This is a genomic window from Exiguobacterium sp. s183, assembly GCF_018617655.1.
Lineage (GTDB): Bacteria > Bacillota > Bacilli > Exiguobacteriales > Exiguobacteriaceae > Exiguobacterium > Exiguobacterium aestuarii_A.
Genome location: NZ_JACSKN010000004.1, coordinates 17,436 through 35,421 on the forward strand (window position 1 = coordinate 17,436; position 17,986 = coordinate 35,421).

A 17,986-nucleotide genomic window follows, 5' to 3' on the forward strand; every position below is an offset into this window, starting at 1 on the left:
ATGAACGAATCTCAATTTATTGAAGCGTTACGGGCGAAAGGGTTTGAACTGAACGAGACACAACTCGCTCAGTTCAAGCGCTATTTCGAGATGCTCGTTGAATGGAACGAAAAAATGAACTTGACGGCCATCACGGACAAAGAGGAAGTGTATTTGAAGCACTTTTACGATTCGCTCAGCGCAGCGTTCCATTTCGATTTCACGAAAGTCGAAACGGTATGTGATGTCGGAGCGGGTGCCGGATTCCCAAGTCTCCCTCTCAAGATTTTATTCCCGCACTTACATGTCACGATCATCGATTCATTGAACAAACGCATCACGTTCTTGAATGAGTTGGCGCTCGCCCTTGGACTTGAAGGTGTCGCGTTCCATCATGGACGTGCCGAAGAGTTCGGGAAAAACAAAAAATTCCGCGAACAGTTTGATGTCGTCACAGCACGTGCGGTAGCTCGCATGACAGTGCTGGCTGAGTACTGCCTACCGCTCGCAAAAGTAGGCGGAAACTTTGTCGCGCTGAAAGCGGCGAAAGTATCTGATGAGATGAAAGACGCCCAAAATGCGTTGGCTGTCCTTGGCGGGAAAGAAAAAGCGACACACCAGTTCCTATTGCCAGGAGAGATGAGTGAGCGTAATATCGTAGTTGTAGATAAACTACGAAAAACGCCCGGGAAATATCCGCGTAAGGCGGGGACACCGGCGAAAGAGCCACTTATCTGATGATGTCGTTTCACGTGAAACAAAAGCAGATTCCAGTGGTGGAGTCTGCTTATTTTTTTACATAAAAGGGGTGCCCGACGTTGAAGAATAGATTTGCGAAATTGTTCGGTGTGAATCGAAAAGACGAAGTTGCCGTGACGCAGATTGCAGAAGTTCGAGCGGATGACACGGTACAGGAGCTCTCGTTGTCACGATTGCGTCCGAACCGATATCAACCGCGTAAAGTATTCGAACCGGCTAAAATTGAAGAGTTGGCAACGACGATTTCGGAACACGGACTGCTTCAACCGATCGTGGTTCGTAAGGCAGATGGGGACTGCTATGAAATCATCGCCGGGGAGCGTCGTTTCCGTGCCGTGAAATCGCTCGGCTGGTCAGCGATTCCGGCAATCGTTCGAGACATGGACGACGACACGACGGCTGCGCTCGCCTTGATTGAAAACTTGCAACGGGAACAGTTGAGTCCGATTGAAGAGGCGGAAGCATACGACCGTTTACTCGCCTTGAACGGCTTGACGCAGGATGCGTTAGCGAAGAGTTTAGGGAAAAGTCAGTCTACGATTGCGAATAAGTTACGACTGTTGAAGTTGCCTGAAGACGTGAAACAGTCACTTCGCGATCGTCGCATCAATGAACGACACGCTCGTGCGCTGTTACCGTTAAAAGAAGAGGGATTACAGCTCCAAGTGCTCGTGGAAGTATTGGAACAGGATTACAATGTTAAAGAGACGGAAGAACGAGTCGCCTTTTTGACAACGCCGATTGAAGAAGAAAAGCGTAAACCGAAAAAACAACGTCGCCGGACGAAAAGTTTTGCGCGCGATACTCGAATCGCCATCAATACGATTCGTGACTCAATCGATTTGATTGGGAAAACAGGGATTGATGTCCAAACTGAAGAAGTAGACGAAGAGGAATTTGTTGAAATTCGAATTCGCATCCCGAAAGCGCGGCCTCAAAAATGAGTCCGTGCTTTTTCATACGATGAAGGAGGTTTGTAGATGGAACGATTAGCATTAAAATTCATTCGCCCAAACCCGAACCAACCCCGGAAACAATTTGAGGTGGAAAAACTAGAAGAGTTGCGCCAGTCGATTGAACGGTATGGCGTTCTGCAGCCGATTGTCGTACGAAAAGCGACCGGTTACTATGAAATCATCGCTGGGGAAAGACGATTCCAAGCGGCAAAACTTGCCGGGAAAGAAGACATTCCCGCTCTAGTCGTCACGGCGGACTCGGATCGCGTCATGGAGTTGGCCTTGATTGAAAACATTCAGCGTGCCGACTTGAACGCCATCGAAGAAGCCGTCGCCTATGAACAATTGATGCAGACACTCGGCCTGACGCAACAACAATTGGCAGACCGGGTCGGGAAAAGCAGAAGTCATGTGACGAACAGTTTGCGTCTGCTTCGTCTACCGAGCGCGGTCCAGCACGCGGTCATGGTCGGTGATTTGACGATGGGTCATGCACGGGCGATTACAGGCATGAAATCAGAACAAGCGATGGAACAGATTGCAAAACGAGTGATTGCCGAACATTGGACGGTAAGGCGGCTCGAGCGTTACTTACAAAAAGAGCGCACAGCAAAAAAGACGCTGAAGCAATCGAACGCAGATATCGAAGCGGTCGAAGCAGTGCTTGCAGAGCGTCTTCAAATGGATGTGTCAATTCGTCCTCGTCGAAAAGGAGGCGTGTTAGAACTAAAATACTTCTCACAAGACGATTTAGAACAACTCCTTACGTTGTTGTCGCCTCAAGACTTTGATTCGTCTCGTGATTGACGAAGTCTCGTGATTGCGGCTTCTTCGTGATGAAGGCGTCCGATACGTGAATCGAAATCGACGAACCCTTCCGTGATGAAGCGTGCGAGTTCATAGACGAGATGGAGTCGTGTATTTTGAAGAATCATCATCTCCATAAAGCCACTGACGTTCACGACGGCCTTGATATTATAAGCACCGACGGCAGGGAGTTCTTTTTGGACGCCTGCACCGGGGGCGAGTGGTCCTTCTGAAAAGAAAACGTAGCCGACGCTCGACAAACGTCCGAGACAGGCATCGATGGCAATGATGAGCGGTTGATGGAAGCGGGTTTGAATCTCATGTAACGTCTCCACTAAGTTGAGCGCATGTACGGGCTTCGTCAACGTACCGTATACGTGTAGGTTGCGGATGCGACGTTCTTCTAAAAACGTTCCGACGAGTGGACCAAGAGAATCACCGGTCGAACGATCCGAACCGATGCAAACAAGGACGATGGGGCGATGGGTTTCATTGACCAACTGTTCATGAAGCTGGTCCGCAAGTAATCTGGATCCACTCCGCTCAGTGTGTTCAATGAAGAAAGAGTATGGTTTATGAGGTTTTAGGCGAAACGGCATGAATCTCATCCTCTCTTCTGAGCTGCCTATTCCTAGTTGCAGTTAGGGGATTGATCTCGTATTAACCCATTCCCAAAAGTGGAAAACTTCTAAACTTCCGAATGCGGCGTTTGAGAAAAGTCGCGAAATATGTTTTGATGATTTAGAATCTACGACTTTTGAGGTGAAAAGATGGCTTCGCAAAATACAGAAAAAGATTTAAATACGGTTGCCGATGAGACAATCGATAGTGTAAACCGATTCGTGGAGTACTTTAAGGATACAGACATGTGGATTGGCTTGGGGATCAAGCTTGCAGGCGTCGCACTCATCATTCTTGGCTTATATATCGCGACAAGAATTTTGACGACGATGGTCGAACGTGTGTTTACGCTTCGGAAAATAAAAGAACATGATATTGTCGCTCAGCGTCAAAACGAGACACTTTTGAAACTCGCACAAAATACGATCCGTTATGTGATCGGTTTGATTATGGTCCTGACAGTGCTCGGACAATTTGGCGTTAATATCGCCGGTTTAATCGCATCAGCCGGGGTAGCAGGTCTTGCCATCTCGTTCGGTGCGCAAAGTTTAGTGAAGGACGTCATTACAGGCGCATTCATCATTTTTGAAAATCAATATAAAAACGGGGATTACGTCAATTTGAACCAGCAGGTCGATGGAACGGTCATTGAGGTCGGCATTCGCACAACGAAGTTAAAGGGATTAAATGGACAAGTAACGATTATTCCGAACGGACAAATTTTGCAAGTGACGAACTATTCGCTTGAAAACAGCGTTGCGGTTGTCGATATTGGTGTTGCATACGAAGAAGATATGTCAAAAGTAGAACAAGCGCTAAAAGAAATTGCAAAGTTGGTCGAAGAACGCTATCACGACTTGTTCATCGAACCTATCAACTTGGCTGGAGTCCAATCGCTTGGACCTTCGGAGGTCGTCTATCGATTAATGGCGGAAGTCCCGCCGACCCAGCACTTTGCTGCCGGGCGAATTTTGCATAAAGAGTTGAAGGCTGGACTTGACGAACGCGGTATTGAAATTCCATATCCACGTACGGTCATGATGCCACCGAACTCGACTCCTAAAGGAGGAGAAACAGAACATGCAAAGTAAAACTTATGCGTTGAACGATGTTGTGGAAATGAAAAAACCACATGCCTGCAAGACGAACCGCTGGCAAATCACACGTGTAGGGATGGACATTCGCATCAAATGTCAAGGTTGCGGAGCAAGTGTACTCATGCAACGCCGTGACTTTGATAAGCGATTCAAGAAAGTGCTTGAGCAAGGGAACGCCGCAGAATAAGCGGCGTTTTTCTTTAGGTTATGAACGTGAGTTGCGGTTTAATCGTGGACTATCTATAATTGTGAAGGATGTGACGGTGTGGTGTACTGAAGGTACCCACTCCACAGACGGCTTAACATTTCCCGGGAAACACCGGATGAGGAGGAACTACTAGTGGGATTAACAGCAGGAATTGTCGGATTACCAAACGTCGGGAAATCGACTTTGTTTAATGCGATTACACAAGCAGGAGTCGAAGCGGCCAACTATCCGTTCGCGACAATCGACCCGAACGTCGGAGTCGTTGAAGTACCAGATGCGCGTCTTGATCGATTGACGGAACTCGTCAAACCGAAAAAGACGGTGCCAACAGCGTTTGAATTTACAGATATCGCTGGAATCGTCAAAGGTGCATCAAAAGGTGAAGGACTCGGAAACAAGTTCTTGGCGAACATCCGCGAAGTCGATGCAATTTGCCAAGTCGTTCGTTGCTTCGAGGACGAGAACATCACGCACGTCGCGGGACGCGTCTCACCGATTGACGACATCACGACCATCAACCTTGAATTGATCTTAGCTGACCTTGAACAAGTCGATAAACGAATCGCACGCGTTCAAAAAATGGTAAAAGCAAAAGATAAAGGAGCGGTACAGGAGCTTGAAGCACTTGAGATCGTACGTGACGTTCTTGAGTCGGAGCGCCCGGCACGTGTCGCTGAATTAACGGACGACCAACTCGCCATCGTGAAACACTTCCAGTTGTTGACGATGAAGCCGATGCTTTATGTGGCGAACGTGAGTGAGGATGAAGTGGCGGACGCGGACTCAAACGAGTACGTTCAAGCGGTCCGTGACCATGCGGCAACAGAAGGGGCGAAAGTGATCGTCATCTGTGCACGTATCGAAGAAGAAATTTCAGAGCTCGAACCAGAAGAGCGCCTTGAATTCCTACAAGATCTCGGCATCGAAGAGTCAGGACTCGATCAATTGATCCGCGCTGCGTATTCGACACTTGGTCTTGCGACATACTTCACGGCAGGTGAAAAAGAAGTTCGCGCTTGGACGTTCAAACAAGGGATGAAGGCCCCACAATGTGCCGGTGTCATTCACTCTGATTTCGAACGTGGATTTATTCGTGCTGAAGTTGTCGCGTATGAAGATCTTTCGGCAGCTGGCAACATGACGACAGTGAAAGAACAAGGGAAACTTCGCTCGGAAGGTAAAGAATATGTCTTCCAAGACGGCGATGTTGTCACATTCCGCTTCAACGTATAAGTTGATTTGCTGAAACGTGTTGTAAAAGTCAAGGAAGTTTGATAGTATATTATGACGTGAGTAAAACAATTGTTTGCTCCTTGCTCCTACAAACCGGTAGGAGCCGTTAGTCCAAGAGGAGGTGAAAGATAATGCGTAAATACGAACTTCTTTACATTATCCGTCCATCAGTTGATGAGGAAGCGAAGAAAGCTTTGATCGAGCGCTTCAACAACGTCATCACTGAAAACGGTGGTACTGTTGAAAAAACAACAGACATGGGTAAACGTCGTTTCGCTTATGAAATCAACAAGATGCGCGAAGGACACTACGTTCTTCTTAACATCGTTGCTGAACCTAAAGCGATCCAAGAAACAGAGCGTCTCATGAAGATCTCTGACGACGTTGTCCGTCAAATGACAACAAAAGACGAGCGTTAATCCTTAACGTCTCGTATCGTGAAAGGGGAGCTTGGAGATGATTAACCGAGTTGTGTTAGTTGGTCGATTGACTCGCGATCCGGAAATGCGTTACACGCAGAGCGGAATCGCCGTAACACGCCTTACTCTCGCTTGCGATCGTCCATTCGCTGGACAAGATGGGAAGCGCGAGACGGACTTTATTGATTGTGTCGTTTGGCGCAAACAAGCAGAGAACGTAGCACAATACTTGAAAAAGGGCAGCATGGCCGGCGTTGACGGTCGCCTTCAAATCAGTAGTTACGAAGGACAAGATGGCCAACGTCGTTACCGGGCAGAAGTAGTCGCCGACAGCGTACGCTTCCTTGAACCACGCGGGGCCTCAGGGCAACGTGAGCAAGCACCATCTGGAGATGTCTTCGGTGGTGGTGAATCAAGTGGATCAGGATGGGGCGCAGGAGCTGCTTCGACTTCATCTCAGTCCTCGAATTCGAATAAAGGTTTTGACGCAGATCCGTTCTCGGGTGGCGGCAAAATCGACTTGTCAGATGATGATTTGCCATTCTAATCATTGTTGACAATAAAAACTAACTTATAAAGGAGGTCTTCACATGGCACGTCGTCCAGGAGGTCGTCGTCGTCGTAAAGTATGTTTCTTTACGTCGAACAACATCACTCATATCGATTATAAAGACGTAGAATTGCTCAAACGCTTCGTTTCGGAGCGTGGTAAAATTCTTCCACGTCGTGTGACTGGTACTTCAGCGAAATACCAACGTCCACTTACTGTCGCTATCAAGCGCTCACGTCAAATGGCTTTGCTTCCATACGTTGCAGAGTAATGTTTGACGAACGGCTTATCCTTTTGGATAAGTCGTTTTTTTGTATTTCATCTCGTTTGTAAGTGTGTAAGTGAAACCGACGAATATGGTATGATAGAGCAGAAACCTTTACGATTCCATGGGTGAACATTACTCATTTTAGGAGGCATACATGCACAGTGGTGAAGCAATAACATCCGTGAAGAACCAATACGCGCGGCACATGATTCCATATGTGATTGGATTTCTTGTCTCGTTAGGATTGGCGTTCTACAGCATTGTGGCGGCAATCACCCTGTTTATGGGCACGCTGATCTTTTTCATCTATCAGCAAGTGACGATGCGACGGGAACGTAAAAATTGGGAACAGTATGTCCTTTCACTCTCTCATCAAATCGAAGAGGTCGGAAAAGAAGCGTTGACGACGATGCCGATCGGAATTTTAGTCTTCGATCAAGACCGACGAATCAGTTGGTATAACGAGCAATCACGATTGATCTTTGAACTCGATATGGCGATTGGTGTACCGCTTGATGCGCTCCATTCCGCATTCGATGAGTTGATTGAAGAGGAAGAGGATGAAGCCACGATTGAAGTGGGTGACCGCGTATATCGTGTTTTTTACAATCAAACACATCAAACGCTTTATTTGTTTGATATGACCGAAGAAGCAGAGATGGAACAAAAATATGTTCAAACGCAAACGGTCATTGGCATCTTGTATCTAGACAACTACGATGAAATGTCGACTGCAGTGGATGAGCAAGTGCGAAGCGAAGTAAACCGTCGTGTGACGGTGCTTCTCAACCAATGGGCGCAACGGCATCACATCTACATGCGTCGTACGGCAGCAGACCGCTTTTTCCTCGTGATGAACGAGCGAACGTTATCTGAACTGGAGAACAATCGCTTTTCTATTTTGGATGAAGTGCGTGATGCGACGAAGGAACAAAGGATTCCATTGACGTTATCGATTGGGGTCGGATGTGGTGAGACGACATTGACCGAGCTTGGCAATCTATCTCAGTCGAGTCTGGATTTAGGGCTTGGTCGTGGTGGTGACCAGGCAGTCGTCAAGCGCCATAACGGAAAAGTTCGTTTCTTTGGAGGGAAGACAAACCCGACGGAAAAACGGACGCGCGTCCGTGCACGTGTCATCTCGAACTCGATGCGTGATTTGATTCGCGAATCGAGCCGTGTCCTCGTCATGGGACATAAAAACCCAGATATGGACTCGCTCGGGGCTTCGATCGGGATTATGAAATTAGCTGAGTTTGTCGGACGTGAGGCGTACGTGGTTGTGCCGTCAGGTGAGACGAGCATCGGCATTCAACGTCTCGTTCAAGAGGTAGAAAACGATGACTCGTTATACAGCCAGTTCTTAACCGAATATGAAGCACAACCGCTCATCGATGAACAGACGCTTCTCGTCGTCGTCGACACGCATCGTCCTTCACTTGTCATTTCAAAAGACATCCTGTATCGAGCGGAGCGTGTTGTCGTGATTGACCATCACCGACGTGGTGAAGAATTTATCGAGGATCCGGTTCTTGTGTACATGGAACCTTATGCATCGTCGACGTGTGAGCTCGTCACGGAGTTGATTGAGTATCAGGCGGGAAGTCGCAAGCTCTCGATTTTAGAGGCGACGTCACTTCTTGCAGGAATCATGGTCGACACGAAAGGCTTTACGCTCCGTACAGGTTCACGTACGTTTGATGCGGCGTCCTTCTTACGTATTCAAGGGGCTGACACGGTACTCGTGCAACACTTTATGCGTCAAGACCTCGATGCCTATATCGAACAGTCACAGATTTTAAAAAACACCGAGATTTACGCAGATGGCATGGCGATCGCGGTCGCTTCTGACGATGAGGCCCATCACCAGGTATTGATTGCCCAGTCTGCAGACCAGTTGCTGAACATGGAGGGTGTCAAAGCCTCGTTCGTCATCGCGATTTTACCGGATGGACGAACCGGGATCAGCGCGAGGTCTCTCGGTGACGTCAATGTTCAAGTCATCATGGAAATGCTCGATGGCGGCGGACATTTGACGAATGCAGCGACACAACTCGAAATGAGTCGTGAACAAGCAAACGTCTTGTTAAAAGAAGCAATTGATCATTATTTGACAGATGATACTGAAGGAGAGGAATTAGAATGAAAGTCATTTTGAAAGTAGATGTAAAAGGGCAAGGAAAAGCTGGAGAAGTGAAGAACGTGGCAGACGCTTACGCAAAAAACGTCTTGTTCAAGAAAAACTTGGCGGTTGAAGCGACACCTGGAAACTTAAAAGCGTTCGCGGCGAAAGAACGTCGTGCTGAAGAGGCTGCAGAAGAAGAGTTGAAAGAAGCGCAGCAACTTAAGGCAAAACTTGAAAAAGAGACGATCGCCGTCACGACAAAAGCCGGTGAAGGTGGTCGCGTGTTCGGATCGGTCACGAGCAAACAAATCGCGGATGCCCTCAAATCAATGGGCTACAAGATTGATAAGCGTAAAATTGAACTCGAGCACCCAATCAAGGCGCTCGGTTTCACGAAAGTGCCAGTGAAGTTGCACCATGACGTCGTTGCGACGTTGAACGTACATGTACAAGAAGCTTGAAGGTGAGGTAGAGACGGATGAGTGATGCGATTCAAGTCAATACACCACCACATAGCGTGGAAGCGGAGCAAGCCGTCTTAGGGGCGATCATCCTCGATTCGGACCGGTTGATCACGGCCTCAGAGCGGGTCGACCCGGACGACTTTTATCGCGTCAGCCACCAGCGCATCTTTGAAGCGATGTTAAAAATCAATGACCGGGGCGAACTTGTCGACTTGGTCACGCTCAGTTCAGAACTCCAGGCGCAAGGCATTTTAGACGAAATCGGCGGTCTCAACTATTTGGCGGAGGTCGCTGAATCCGTCCCGGCCATCGGGAACATCGGCTATTACTTGAATGTCGTCGATCAAAAAGCGGCACTTCGTCGTCTGATTCGAACGGCAACGAACATCGTTTCAGATGGTTATGAGCGTCAGGACGAGGTCGATTCTGTCCTCTCGGACGCGGAGCGGAACATTCTAAAAGTATCGCAACGGAAAGGGCAGTCCAGTTTCCACCCGATTGGTTCCGTGCTATCGGATGCCTATTCGACGATTGAAAAATTGCATCAGTCGAGCGGTGAGATCACTGGGATTGCGACAGGGTTCACGGATTTAGATAAGATGACGGCCGGTTTCCAACGAAACGATTTGATTATCGTGGCCGCTCGTCCATCTGTTGGGAAGACTGCGTTCGCCTTGAACATCTCGCAAAACGTTGCCGTCCGTACGGGCGAGAACGTCGCCATCTTCAGTTTAGAGATGGGGGCGGAACAGCTCGTCATGCGTATGTTGTGTGCGGAAGGAAATATCGATGCCCAGCGCCTCCGGACCGGACGCCTTGAAGCGGAAGACTGGGGTCGCTTATCACTTGCGATGTCGTCGCTCTCACAAGCGGGCATCTACATCGACGATACGCCGGGTCTTCGTGTCAACGAGATTCGGGCGAAGTGTCGTCGCTTGAAGCAAGAACATGGTCTCGGGATGATTATGATTGACTACTTGCAGCTCATCGTCGGGAACGGCAAACCGGGCGAGAACCGACAACAGGAAGTATCGGAAATTTCACGTACGCTCAAAGCGATTGCGCGTGAACTTCAAGTACCTGTGATCGCCTTGTCACAGCTCTCTCGTGGGGTAGAGAGTCGTCAAGACAAGCGACCGATGATGTCGGATATCCGTGAATCGGGAGCGATTGAGCAGGATGCCGATATCGTTGCCTTCCTCTATCGTGATGACTATTACGATAAAGAGAGTGAAGACGCCAATACGATTGAAATCATCATTGCGAAACAACGTAACGGTCCGACCGGTACGGTCAAGCTCTCCTTCCGGAAAGAGTACAACAAGTTCGTCAATATGGAGACACAAGCCTTCGCACCACCGATGTAACGTCGGTGGTGTCTTTTTTTATATAGGTGATTTGTAAAATAACGAACGAATAGTTACATGTTATATAAAACGTTCGGTATTGGATTGACTTTCTCGCTTTTCAAGTGTACACTTACGGATGGTTTGAACAGAACGTTGATCAATAAGGAGGATTCATTATGTCATCAGTAGTCGTAGTGGGAACGCAGTGGGGCGATGAAGGGAAAGGGAAAATCACCGATTTCTTATCGAAACAAGCCGAAGTCGTCGCGCGTTATCAAGGGGGAGACAACGCTGGTCATACGATCGTCTTCAATGATACGAAATATAAACTTCACCTCATTCCGTCGGGTATCTTCTATTCGGATAAGACGTGTGTCATCGGGAACGGAATGGTCGTCAACCCGAAATCACTCGTGACCGAACTCGCTTACTTACATGAGCGCGGTGTGAGCACGGATAACCTTCGTATCTCGAACCGGGCGCACATCATCTTACCGTATCATCAGCTTCAGGATCGTTTAGAAGAAGATGCGAAAGGTGATGCGAAAGTCGGGACAACACTTAAAGGGATTGGTCCAGCATACATGGACAAAGCGGCGCGTATCGGGATTCGTATCGCAGATCTTCTCGACAAAGAAGTGTTCGCAGAGAAATTAAAGACCGTTCTCGAGTTGAAAAACCGCATGTTCGTGAAAATGTACGAGGTCGATCCAGTAGAATTTGATGATATTTTCGAAGAGTACTACGCGTATGGCCAACAGTTTGCGAAATACGTGTGTGATACATCTGTCGTCTTGAACGATTCACTCGACGAAGAGAAGAAGGTTCTCTTTGAAGGAGCACAAGGTGTCCTTCTCGATATCGACCACGGAACGTACCCGTTCGTCACATCGTCGAACGCAGCATCAGGTGGCGTATCAAGTGGTGCCGGAATCGGTCCATCAAAAATCCATCACGTTGTCGGTGTTTGTAAAGCATATACGTCACGCGTCGGTGACGGTCCTTTCCCAACACAACTCGATGACGAGATCGGTCATACGATCCGTGAAGTCGGGAAAGAATACGGAACGACAACAGGTCGTCCACGTCGTGTCGGCTGGTTCGACTCGGTCGTCGTTCGTCACTCACGTCGTGTCAGCGGGATCACAGATCTTTGCCTCAACTCAATCGATGTGTTGACAGGTCTTGAGACACTCAAGATTTGTACATCGTATGAGTACGAAGGAAAGCATCTTGATGAATATCCTCCGAACTTCCGCGTCCTTGAGAAGTGTGTACCGGTATACGAAGAACTTCCTGGTTGGACTGAAGACATTACGGGCGTTCGTAACTTCGACGACCTTCCAGAAAACGCGAAACGTTACGTGCGTCGCATCGAAGAATTGACGGGTATTGAGTTATTGACCTTCTCGGTCGGACCGGCTCGTGAGCAGACGGTCATCTTGCGTGACATTTACGAAGCATAAGAAAGGAGAGCCATTGCGGCTCTCTTTTTCATTTCCACGGAAATGGACCACGCTTTCTAAGCTGTATAAAAAGAGTTACAATGTAGGCATGTACGTTTAATGATAAGAGGAGGACTCACTGAATGGATCGTACGATTTTAGTGGTAGATGACGAACAACCAATCGCAGATATATTGAAGTTTAAACTTGAAAAAGAAGGTTACCAGGTGCATGTCGCCTATGACGGCGAAGAAGCGCTCGTGAAAGTAGAAGAGATTCAACCGGATCTCATCTTACTCGACATCATGCTTCCACTCAAAGACGGCATGGAAGTATGCCGCGAGGTACGGAAGAAGTATGATATGCCGATTATCATGTTGACGGCAAAAGACTCAGAGATTGATAAAGTGCTCGGACTAGAGCTCGGTGCGGACGATTACGTCACGAAACCGTTTAGCTCACGTGAGTTATTGGCTCGCGTCAAAGCGAACATGCGACGTCATGCGACGGCGCCGGCGCCTGAAGCGAAAGGGGCGAACGCGAACGATATCGTGATCGGCGACTTGACGATTCACCCGGATTCGTACATGGTGACGAAACGGGACGAGAAGATCGAGCTGACGCATCGCGAGTTCGAATTGATTCATTACCTCGCGCAAAACATCGGACAAGTGATGACGCGTGAGCATTTACTCCAAACGGTTTGGGGCTATGATTACTTCGGGGATGTTCGTACCGTGGATGTCACCGTACGCCGTCTTCGTGAAAAAGTAGAGGACAACCCATCGACACCGACGTATATCATTACGCGTCGCGGAGTCGGGTATTATTTGAAGGCAGGAGAAGAAGATTAAACGATGAAACGGACGAACTTCTTTAAATCAATCCAGTGGAAGCTCGTCGTCATCTATGCGCTGCTCATTCTCGTTGCGATGCAAGTCATCGGCGTGTACTTTGTGCGTTCTTTGGAACGGCAATACATCAACAACTTCTCGCAGTCACTCGTCGACCGGGCGAACCTACTGAGCTATAACGTCAGTGAGGGCATCGCCGCGAACGAGAGTGACTCGACCACGGACCAGCAGTTGAACCAGTTACTGGATCAGCTGCTGTCTGACTTTACCGAGAGCACGACGCTAGCTGACGACATTCGAGAAGTCCAAATCATCGATACGAACAGTGTCGTACGGGCGACCTCGAACCAGAACAATCAAAGCCTTGTCGGACAACGAACGGCAAGTACGTTTATCCAGAAGTCATTCGCGACAGGCGGCGCCCAAGAAACGCTCGTCTATGAAGATTCAAATGACCGGATGCGCGTCGTCGCCGTTCCCGTCAAGTCAGAAGTAGACGGGACCACAATCGGCATGATCTATATCGAGGCATCGATGCAGTCCATCTATAACCAGATGGAACAAGTCATCCGAATCCTCGCGACCGGGACGGTCATCGCCCTGATCATCACATCCTTCCTCGGTATCTTATTATCTCGAACGATCACACGACCGATTGCCGATATGCGTCGGCAAGCCGTCGAGATGCGAAAAGGGAACTTCTCGCGGAAAGTTAAAGTGTATTCGGATGATGAGGTCGGTCAACTCGCCTACGCGTTTAACGAATTGACGGACGAGTTGATGGAAGCGAATGCGACAACGGAAGCAGAGCGTCGTCGATTGACGAGTGTCCTCGAAAACATGTCGGACGGTGTGGTTGCCACCGATCGTTCGTTACGGGTCATCTTAATGAACGACCAGGCGCGTGACATGATTGGGGTCGATGAAGAAGAGGCGATGGGGATGAACTTGCAGAGCCTCCTCGCATTCGAAGAGGAAATCGTCATTCCAGAGGATGGGACGATGCCGGCGAAACTGATTGACCTCAGTACGGATGAGGAACTGTTCCTCGTTCGAGCCTATTTCTCACCGATTCAAAAACATAGTGGACCAATCACAGGTCTTATCGTCGTCTTGCACGACGTCACCGAACAAGAGCAAGTCGAACAAGATCGCCGTGAATTCGTCGCAAACGTCAGTCACGAGTTGCGCACGCCGCTCACGACGATGCGTAGTTATTTGGAAGTCCTTGCGGAAGGGGCTTATCAGGATGATGAGTTGGCGCCGCGCTTCTTAGAGACGACGCAAAACGAGACAGAGCGAATGATTCGCCTCGTCAATGACTTGTTGCAACTCTCGAAGATGGACAGTAAAGAATATAAGATGCAGAAAGTGAAGTTTGACTTTGTACAGTTCTTTAACGACATCATCGATCGTCATGAGATGACGAAAGGGGACGCGATTCAATTCCGTCGGAAGCTGATGAAACGTCGCGTGTACGTGCATGCCGACCAGGATAAGATGACCCAAGTGATCGATAACATCATTACGAACGCCATCAAGTTCTCACCGGAAGGCGGTACGATCACGTTCCGGACGATGCTTCGGGCGAAACGCCTCGTCATCGGCATCAAGGATGAAGGGGTCGGGATTCCGAAGTCGAACTTGAAGAAAATTTTCGAACGCTTCTATCGTGTCGATAAGGCGCGGGCGCGTAATATCGGTGGTACCGGACTCGGACTATCGATTGCCAAAGAAGTCGTATCCGCTCACGGTGGAGACATCTGGGCAGAGAGTGAATTTGGCCGCGGCACGACGATTTACTTCACGATTCCGTTCGATACGATTGTGGAGGTGAATGATTGATGAAACGGTTTACGATTGCAAAGCCAGAACTGTGGAAGTCGTTCCTTTTGCTCACGTTAATCGTCACGTCGATTGTTCAAACCATCATTTTGTGGGATTATCATCCCACCTATCAGGCAGTCCAATCGGAGACGCAATTGACGACAGTGGACGAGTCACTTCAACGCCGGGCGAATCAAGTCGTCATCCCGGTTCAAGCGGTCGTTCATGACAACAACGCCGTCTTCGCTTCGAAGAACACCCCAAAGCAGTTGATGCGGGTCATTCGGGATACGTTTGAAGCGAGTGAATTCAAACCACTCGCCGCAAAGAATATCCCGAGCTTTTACACGGATATCAACGAAGGACTCGAATTGATTTTACCGGAAGCCTATTATGCGGATACGCTCAGCTATATGCTGCCGGGCACGTATAGTCTGTCTGGAAAGATTCCGCAACGTGTGCTCATCTACATGGAAGACAATGCGTTTACAATCCGAACGATCATGAGTGACCAATCGATTTGGGAAGGGAAGTTGACGAAGGTCGGAAACGGCGACGTGAACAGTCTATTCCTAAAAAACTCGAGTCGGACGATGAAGCGAGTGACGTATACGGATGAGCGTGTGAACTATATCCCGGTCGTCGGACCGGAGATGAATGAGTTGTTCGCATATGACGTATCGTCGATTCAAATCGATGCGCGCCTCGACTGGATGCGGGACACGTTCTTCCCAGGCGACCCGAACGTCCAGGAAGTCGACCCGGCGAGTTCGGTCGGTGCATTGACGAACGGTGTCAGTGTGGCGGAATATGACGCGAAGCTGAACGCGAGTCGCTATCGGAACTTATCGCGAAACAGCACTGAGCGGGAAACGGCACTCGGATTGGATTCGATTGTCGAATTCGTGAATTTCCATGGTGGATGGGTCGACGAGTCTTCGGAGAATCAAGGACTCTCGCTTCGTTTCGATGCCATTACACCGGCGAACAAAGGCTTTGAAACGACCGTATTCCGTTTTCATGTGAAAGGATTCCCGGTCTTTAGCCAACGTGAGGCGTTTATCAACAATGACGCCATCGACTTATCCACATTGCGTGTGGAAAACGACGGGGCGCAAGTCCGGTCCATCACACGACATCACTTAGAGATTGACCGCTTGATCACAGTCGGCACGACGCAGCTGGCTGACGCAGAAGAAGTACTCGGGACACTCATCAACTCTGGACGGTTTGAGAACGTGACTGAGATTCGAATCGGTTATGAAATTGAGTATAACGAGGATACGAGCCGATATGTGACGTTCTCACCGAATTGGTTCGTACGTGAAGCGGGACGTTGGGTCCCATATAATCAGTCAGAAGATTGGACAGAAAGGATGATGTATCGTGGATTGGAGTAAAGCGAAAACCATTTTAATCTTCGCCTTCCTCGCCTTGAACATCTATCTGTTGTTCCAATTGGTGACTGAGACATGGGCGACCGAAGTCGTGACGAACGACAACACGTCGATTGCACAAATTTTAGACCAACGAAACGTCGACCCGGCAAAACTGCCACGAATGGGTCGGGATATCGGCTATTTGACAGGGTCGTCTGAAGAGATGTCGGCCGCGATGATTACGAAAAATCGAGAGGCACAACTGGCAACGACGCTCGACAATATGCAACTCGAAGTCGAGCTGAAACAGCCGGTACCGCTCGATGCAAAAGAATTGAGAACAACGGCTTCAACGTTTGTTGCGGAATATGTCCCGTTCGGAGAAGAGTATGCCTACTGGCGATATGATGAAAAGACGAGACAAATCGCTTTCGTCCAAACGTTTGAAGATAATAAGATTTTCTCGGCACCTGAAGTTGAGGGAGATTCGGAGATGTATATCGGACCGTCCCTCATCTTGATTCAATTGAATGAGGCGTTTGAAGTGACGGATTATAAGCAACGTCACTTGAAAGACATCTCATCGAAACCACAAGACGATCTCGTGTTAACGGCCAGCGAAGCCATCTCTCAACTTGCGTCACGGAAGTATTTCCAACCGAACCAGGAGATGCGGGCCATCAACACCGGTTTTTATAGCTTACCCCTCGACAGCTCTGGCGGTTTGATTATCATGCCACCGCTCTGGTCAGTCGCGATTGACGATCATGTGTATTTCGTCAATGCCATCGACGGAACGGTAGAGCGCGTCGAGTTTGAAACGAAAGAATGAAAGGAGTGATGGTGTGAGTTTACAGTATAGTGTGTTAGCGAGCGGGTCGACCGGGAACGCCCTCTATATCGAGACGGAACGGACAAAGCTGCTCGTCGATGCCGGATTGACCGGGAAAGCGATGCAACAACGCATCGAAGCAATCGGTCGGTCGTTTGATGGGATCGATGCACTGCTCGTCACCCATGAGCACTCCGACCATATTAAAGGAGTAGGGATATTAGCACGAAAGTATAACTTACCGATTTATGCGAATGCGAAGACGTGGGCGGCGATGGAATCACTCATCGGAAAGATTGACCCGGCGTTGAAGTTTCACATCGAGGTCGGGGACATCAAGCAGTTCGGTGATATTGAAATCGAGACATTCAATGTCAGTCATGATGCGGCGGACCCGATGTTTTATCAGTTTGCCCACGACGGGAAACGCTTGGCCCATATCACGGATACCGGCTACGTCTCAGACCGGATGAAAGGGATTATCCGCGGAGCTGACGACTTTATCTTTGAGTCAAACCATGACGTCTCGATGCTGCAGATGGGACGTTACCCGTGGAGCGTCAAACGACGCATCCTTGGGGACTACGGACACGTCTCGAATGAGGATGCGGCGATTGCGATGAGCGAGGTCATCGGCGACCGGACGAAACGGATCTATTTGGCGCATTTAAGCAAGGACAACAACATGAAAGAGCTCGCGCAAATGAGCGTCTCGCAAACACTCGGCATGCGAGACGTCGACTTAGGTCGAATCAAATTGTGCGATACGGACCCGACAATCCCCACTTCGCTCGTTTCTTTATAAGGAAACTTG

19 protein-coding genes are annotated in these 17,986 nt (G+C 48.9%); 18 read left to right on the forward strand and 1 reads right to left on the reverse strand.

Annotated elements, in window-relative coordinates:
* The 3 genes from rsmG to KNP62_RS10245 all read left to right on the forward strand — a co-directional run bounded on the left by rsmG (window position 1) and on the right by KNP62_RS10245 (window position 2,501).
* A complete protein-coding gene (gene rsmG, locus KNP62_RS10235; protein ID WP_214696505.1) occupies window positions 1–717 on the forward strand; it encodes a 16S rRNA (guanine(527)-N(7))-methyltransferase RsmG in 717 nt (238 codons plus the stop codon).
* 80 nt (window positions 718–797) lie between these two features.
* A complete protein-coding gene (noc, locus tag KNP62_RS10240; RefSeq protein WP_074034050.1) occupies window positions 798–1,682 on the forward strand; it encodes a nucleoid occlusion protein in 885 nt (294 codons plus the stop codon).
* A gap of 36 nt (window positions 1,683–1,718) precedes the next feature.
* Window positions 1,719–2,501, forward strand: a complete 783-nt coding sequence (locus KNP62_RS10245; RefSeq protein WP_074034048.1) for a ParB/RepB/Spo0J family partition protein — start codon at window positions 1,719–1,721, stop codon at window positions 2,499–2,501.
* On the opposite strand, the gene yyaC is transcribed toward KNP62_RS10245, so the two are convergent.
* A complete protein-coding gene (gene yyaC, locus KNP62_RS10250; protein WP_214696519.1) occupies window positions 2,474–3,100 on the reverse strand; it encodes a spore protease YyaC in 627 nt (208 codons plus the stop codon). The two genes, KNP62_RS10245 and yyaC, sit on opposite strands and share 28 nt — an antisense overlap.
* A gap of 171 nt (window positions 3,101–3,271) precedes the next feature.
* Here yyaC and KNP62_RS10255 point away from each other — a divergent pair, with 171 nt between their 5' ends.
* The 15 genes from KNP62_RS10255 (at window position 3,272) to KNP62_RS10325 (ending at window position 17,977) form a co-directional block, all read left to right on the forward strand.
* On the forward strand, window positions 3,272–4,213 hold the full coding sequence (locus tag KNP62_RS10255; RefSeq protein WP_074034043.1) for a mechanosensitive ion channel family protein: 942 nt from the start codon (window positions 3,272–3,274) through the stop codon (window positions 4,211–4,213).
* Window positions 4,203–4,406 carry a DUF951 domain-containing protein gene (locus KNP62_RS10260; protein WP_015880228.1) on the forward strand — a complete coding sequence of 68 codons (204 nt, stop codon included), beginning with the start codon at window positions 4,203–4,205 and terminating at the stop codon, window positions 4,404–4,406. The genes KNP62_RS10255 and KNP62_RS10260 overlap by 11 nt, the downstream gene beginning before the upstream one ends.
* Window positions 4,407–4,559: 153 nt before the next feature.
* On the forward strand, window positions 4,560–5,660 hold the full coding sequence (ychF, locus tag KNP62_RS10265; protein ID WP_214696529.1) for a redox-regulated ATPase YchF: 1,101 nt from the start codon (window positions 4,560–4,562) through the stop codon (window positions 5,658–5,660).
* Between the two features lie 131 nt (window positions 5,661–5,791).
* Window positions 5,792–6,079 (forward strand): 30S ribosomal protein S6, encoded by a 288-nt coding sequence (gene rpsF / locus KNP62_RS10270; protein WP_074034039.1) that lies wholly within the window; start codon window positions 5,792–5,794, stop codon window positions 6,077–6,079.
* Window positions 6,080–6,116: 37 nt separating this feature from the next.
* Entirely contained in the window at window positions 6,117–6,626 is a 510-nt protein-coding gene (gene ssb / locus KNP62_RS10275; RefSeq protein ID WP_015880231.1) for a single-stranded DNA-binding protein, read from the forward strand.
* 43 nt (window positions 6,627–6,669) lie between these two features.
* Window positions 6,670–6,900 carry a 30S ribosomal protein S18 gene (gene rpsR, locus KNP62_RS10280; RefSeq protein WP_015880232.1) on the forward strand — a complete coding sequence of 77 codons (231 nt, stop codon included), beginning with the start codon at window positions 6,670–6,672 and terminating at the stop codon, window positions 6,898–6,900.
* A gap of 151 nt (window positions 6,901–7,051) precedes the next feature.
* Window positions 7,052–9,043, forward strand: a complete 1,992-nt coding sequence (locus KNP62_RS10285) for a DHH family phosphoesterase (protein WP_214785437.1) — start codon at window positions 7,052–7,054, stop codon at window positions 9,041–9,043.
* A complete protein-coding gene (rplI, locus tag KNP62_RS10290; protein ID WP_214696532.1) occupies window positions 9,040–9,483 on the forward strand; it encodes a 50S ribosomal protein L9 in 444 nt (147 codons plus the stop codon). The genes KNP62_RS10285 and rplI overlap by 4 nt, the downstream gene beginning before the upstream one ends.
* Window positions 9,484–9,500: 17 nt before the next feature.
* The gene (gene dnaB / locus KNP62_RS10295) at window positions 9,501–10,853 is read left to right on the forward strand and encodes a replicative DNA helicase (RefSeq protein ID WP_015880235.1); all 1,353 of its coding nucleotides are present in this window, start codon (window positions 9,501–9,503) and stop codon (window positions 10,851–10,853) included.
* A 158-nt stretch (window positions 10,854–11,011) separates the two neighbouring features.
* Window positions 11,012–12,301, forward strand: coding sequence for an adenylosuccinate synthase (locus tag KNP62_RS10300; protein ID WP_074034026.1), 1,290 nt, complete (start codon window positions 11,012–11,014; stop codon window positions 12,299–12,301).
* 122 nt (window positions 12,302–12,423) lie between these two features.
* Window positions 12,424–13,134 (forward strand): response regulator YycF, encoded by a 711-nt coding sequence (gene yycF / locus KNP62_RS10305; protein WP_015880237.1) that lies wholly within the window; start codon window positions 12,424–12,426, stop codon window positions 13,132–13,134.
* A 3-nt stretch (window positions 13,135–13,137) separates the two neighbouring features.
* Window positions 13,138–14,979: a cell wall metabolism sensor histidine kinase WalK gene (walK, locus tag KNP62_RS10310; protein WP_074034022.1), complete on the forward strand. Its 1,842-nt coding sequence runs from the start codon at window positions 13,138–13,140 to the stop codon at window positions 14,977–14,979.
* Window positions 14,979–16,361 (forward strand): two-component system activity regulator YycH, encoded by a 1,383-nt coding sequence (gene yycH / locus KNP62_RS10315; protein ID WP_214785438.1) that lies wholly within the window; start codon window positions 14,979–14,981, stop codon window positions 16,359–16,361. Before walK ends, yycH begins: the two co-directional genes overlap by 1 nt.
* Entirely contained in the window at window positions 16,348–17,172 is an 825-nt protein-coding gene (locus KNP62_RS10320) for a two-component system regulatory protein YycI (RefSeq protein WP_214785439.1), read from the forward strand. The genes yycH and KNP62_RS10320 overlap by 14 nt, the downstream gene beginning before the upstream one ends.
* A gap of 13 nt (window positions 17,173–17,185) precedes the next feature.
* Window positions 17,186–17,977, forward strand: coding sequence for an MBL fold metallo-hydrolase (locus KNP62_RS10325; protein ID WP_214785440.1), 792 nt, complete (start codon window positions 17,186–17,188; stop codon window positions 17,975–17,977).
* Window positions 17,978–17,986: the final 9 nt, after the last annotated feature.